At 70.1% G+C, this 3,597-nt stretch carries 5 protein-coding genes and 1 pseudogene; 4 read left to right on the forward strand and 2 right to left on the reverse strand.

Translation table 11 applies throughout. The annotated features are described in order from the left end of the window. The 3 genes and pseudogenes from ABDW35_RS33945 to ABDW35_RS33955 form a co-directional block, all read left to right on the forward strand. A pseudogene (locus tag ABDW35_RS33945) lies at nucleotides 1–654 on the forward strand (UDP-N-acetylglucosamine 1-carboxyvinyltransferase); the annotation flags it as partial. 61 nt (nucleotides 655–715) lie between these two features. Further along, nucleotides 716–1,153 (forward strand): PPC domain-containing DNA-binding protein, encoded by a 438-nt coding sequence (locus ABDW35_RS33950; protein WP_343718262.1) that lies wholly within the window; start codon nucleotides 716–718, stop codon nucleotides 1,151–1,153. A gap of 22 nt (nucleotides 1,154–1,175) precedes the next feature. After that, a complete protein-coding gene (locus ABDW35_RS33955) occupies nucleotides 1,176–1,376 on the forward strand; it encodes a CsbD family protein (RefSeq protein WP_343718263.1) in 201 nt (66 codons plus the stop codon). A 59-nt stretch (nucleotides 1,377–1,435) separates the two neighbouring features. Here ABDW35_RS33955 and ABDW35_RS33960 read toward each other — a convergent pair whose 3' ends face one another. Both ABDW35_RS33960 and ABDW35_RS33965 read right to left on the reverse strand, forming a co-directional pair. After that, entirely contained in the window at nucleotides 1,436–1,855 is a 420-nt protein-coding gene (locus ABDW35_RS33960; RefSeq protein ID WP_343718264.1) for a hypothetical protein, read from the reverse strand. Nucleotides 1,856–1,941: 86 nt separating this feature from the next. Next, nucleotides 1,942–2,781 (reverse strand): phytanoyl-CoA dioxygenase family protein, encoded by an 840-nt coding sequence (locus ABDW35_RS33965; protein WP_343718265.1) that lies wholly within the window; start codon nucleotides 2,779–2,781, stop codon nucleotides 1,942–1,944. A 121-nt stretch (nucleotides 2,782–2,902) separates the two neighbouring features. Between ABDW35_RS33965 and ABDW35_RS33970 the strand changes: the two genes are divergently transcribed. Continuing rightward, nucleotides 2,903–3,597 (forward strand): MFS transporter (locus ABDW35_RS33970; protein WP_343718266.1); only part of this gene is annotated, 695 nt, incomplete at its 3' end.

Here is a 3,597-nt window from a genome sequence, read left to right on the forward strand (position 1 = left end):
GGCGCCCGCATCGACGGCATCGGCACCGACACGCTGCACATCACCGGCGTCGACCGGCTGCACGGTGCCAGCTATGACGTGCTGCCGGACCGGATCGAGCTGGGCACGCTGATCTGCGCCGCCGCGGCCACGGGTGGGGAGCTGCGCCTGGCCGGGGCTTCCACCGAACTCTTGAGCGCCGCCCTCCCGGTGTTCGAGGAGGCGGGAATCGAAATCGCGGCCGAGGGGGGCGCCATCACCGCCCGGCGCGGCGCCGGCGGGCTGGTCGGCGTCGACATCATGACCCAGCCCTATCCCGGCTTCGCCACCGACCTGCAGCCCCAGGCCATGGCGCTGCTGTCCTGCGCCGAGGGCGCGGCGATGGTCACCGAGACGCTGTTCGAGAACCGCTTCCGCCATGTGCCGGAGCTGCAGCGCATGGGCGCCAACATCCGGGTGGTGCGCAACCATGCGGTGATCCGCGGCGTCCCGGCGCTGCACGGGGCCGAGGTGACGGCGACCGACATCCGCGCCGGCGCCGCCTTGCTGATCGCGGCGCTGGGCGCCGAAGGCACCAGCACGCTGCACGGGGTCGAGCATGTCGATCGCGGCTATGACAGCCTGGTCGACCGGCTGCGCCGCTGCGGCGCCCGGATCCGGCGGGTCGATCTATAAGCGAAGGGGAACGACCCCTTTCGCCGCCCCGTTGCCTTGAGGAGTGCCACGGGAGCGACGGATGAACGTCAAGCAGCTGCATGCGGCCGACGGTCAGCGGGTCTTCGCCGTCATCCTCGAGACCGGGGAGGCGGTGATGGAGAGCCTGCAGCGCTTCGCCGAGGCGGAGCGGCTGACAGCCGCCCAGATCACCGGCATCGGCGCCTTCAGCGAGGCCGGGCTGCGCTATTTCGACTGGGAGCGGAAGGAATACCTGCCGATCCCGGTGAAGGAGCAGGTCGAGGTGGCGTCGCTGATCGGCGACATCGCGGTGTCGCCTGAGGGCAAGCCGGCGCTGCATGTGCATCTGGTGCTCGGCCGCCGCGACGGCACCGCCCTGGCCGGCCACCTGGCCGAGGCCAAGGTGCGGCCGACGCTGGAGCTGATCGTCACCGAATCCCCGGCGCATCTGCGCAAGGCGCTCGATCCGGAAAGCGGGCTCGCCCTGATCCGGACCTGACCCCTTACGACAGGAGATCGCGATGAACTGGGACCAGATTTCAGGCCAGTGGAAGCAGTTGAAGGGCAAGGCCAAGGTGCAGTGGGGCAAGCTGACCGATGACGACCTCGACGTGCTCGACGGCCAGCGTGACCAGTTGGTCGGCCGGGTGCAGGAGCGCTACGGCATCGCCAAGGAAGAGGCCGAGCGCCAGGTCGACAGCTGGTCGCGCGGCCTGAACTGACCCTCAGGACAGATTGATCCAGGACGGGCCGGCCTTCGCCGGCCCGTTTCCTGTGCGGGTCAGGCGATCGGCTTGGCCCGGTCCGGCCGCGCGGCGTTGATCCGGCGCAGCACCAGGTCGCGCTCCTCGCGCACCTGGATCTCGCGGCCGCGGGCCAGCAGCACAGTGCGGGCCTTCGGATGGTGCCAGCTCTGCGGCGCCCGCACCGCCTCGACCTGGGCGGCGACGATGTGCACCGGCGTGCCCGACGGCGTGGTCAGCCGGGCGACCGCGACGCCGTTGCCCAGCTTCTTCAGCACCGTGGTCAGCGAGTCGACCAGATAGGCCTCCTGCTCCGTCGCGGCGGTGCCGAAATCGATCTTCGTGCGGCCGGGGATCTCGCCCGACCGGTAGGATTCGCGGATGAAGACGATGTCGCCCTTGGGGATCGACACGGCGCCGCCCTGGTCGTCGGTTCCGGTCAACACGGCCTTGACCATGACTCCCTCCCGGCTGCGGTCCCTTGCGGACCCTGTTGCCGGCAAGGATGGGATCAACACGCGCCGGGATGCAAGCCCTTGTGGGCTCAGGCAAATCCCCGCACCGGCATGTCCGGCCCGCGGCGCAGCCAGTTGCGCGGCGAATAGGCGGTGCGGCCGTCGGTGACGTGCAGCGTGTAGGCGTGGCGCGACACCGGCGACCGGTTCGGCGCGCTGTAATGCGGCAGCCGGCCGTGGAAGCACACCAGCGCGCCGGCCTTGACCTCGACCGGCACGGCGGTGGCATCGGTCGGCCACGGCGTCGCGTCCAGCGTCTCCATTCGGGTCGCGCCGTCCTCCAGCAGGAAGCGCTCGCGCAGCGGCCCGCGGTGGCCGCCGGGCTCGACCCACAGGCAGCCGTTGGAGCGGTCGGCATCCTCCAGCGCGAACCAGAAGGTGGTGACGCTGATCGGCGTGGTCTCGAAGAAGCTGGCGTCCTGATGCCAGCGCACCTCGCCGCCGATCCCCGGCTGCTTGAAGATGTACATCGACTGCCAGATCTGCGGCTCGACCAGGCCGAGATCGGCGGCCAGTGCCGCCAGCTTCGGGTCGCGTGAGAAGCGGTCGAACACCGGGTCCAGGTCGTGCAGCGCATGGCCGATCTTGTTGATCGACAGCGCCTTGGCCTGGCGCAGCTGGCCCTCGCCGTCGAACGCCTCCTCCTCGAAGAAGCAGCGGATCTTGTCGCCCGAGGTCAGGAAGTACTCGTCTGACTTCCGCTCCTGCTCCCTGGTGGTGAAGATCGAGACGGTGTCGCCGGGATCGAAGGCCTCGACGATCGCCTCGGCCTGGGCACGGACGGCGCGGATCTCCTCGATCGGCTTGAAGCCGTCCAGCACCAGATAGCCGTCCCGCGCATATTGCGCCTTCTGGGTTTCGCTCAGCATCGCCCGTCCTCGCTTCGATTCCGCCGACAGTCTAGCGCGATCCCCCTCCCTGGCACCGGTCTTGCTTGCAATCGAACTGAAACAATGCTCGGACGGTTCGGGGAACAGGCGGGGGACGGCGATGGCGACGACGGAAATCGGAATGGCGGCAGGCGGCGCGGCGGCGGACAAGCCGGATGCGACGGCGCGGCGGGCGCTGTTGGCCTCGGCGGTCGGCTACGCCATGGACGGGTTCGACCTGCTGATCCTCGGTTTCATGCTGTCGGCGGTGGCCGCCGGGCTGGCGCTGACCCCGGCCGAATCGGGGTCGCTGGTGACCGCGACGCTGATCGGCGCCGTCGCCGGGGGCATCCTGTTCGGCATGCTCAGCGACCGCCTCGGCCGCGTGCGGGTGCTGACCTGGACCATCCTGCTCTTCGCCGTCTTCACCGGCCTCTGTGCTCTGGCCCAGGGCTATTGGGACCTGCTGGCCTATCGCACCATCGCCGGCCTCGGCCTGGGCGGCGAGTTCGGCATCGGCATGGCGCTGGTGGCGGAGACCTGGCCCGCCCGCTACCGGGCCCGCGCCTCCTCCTATGTCGGGCTCGGCTGGCAGGCAGGCGTGCTGGCCGCCGCGCTGGCCACGCCGCTCTTGCTGCCACTGATCGGCTGGCGCGGCATGTTCGCGATCGGCCTGCTGCCGGCCATCGTGTCCTTCATCGTCCGCCGCACCATCGGCGAGCCAGCGCTATTCCTCGACCGCGCCGCCCGGCCACGCCAGGGCAATGCACTGCGCCTCCTGGTCAAGGATGCCCGCACCACCCGGATCAGCTTTGC

The sequence above is a fragment of the Inquilinus sp. genome, assembly GCF_039594555.1.
In the GTDB taxonomy this organism is placed as follows: domain Bacteria; phylum Pseudomonadota; class Alphaproteobacteria; order DSM-16000; family Inquilinaceae; genus Inquilinus.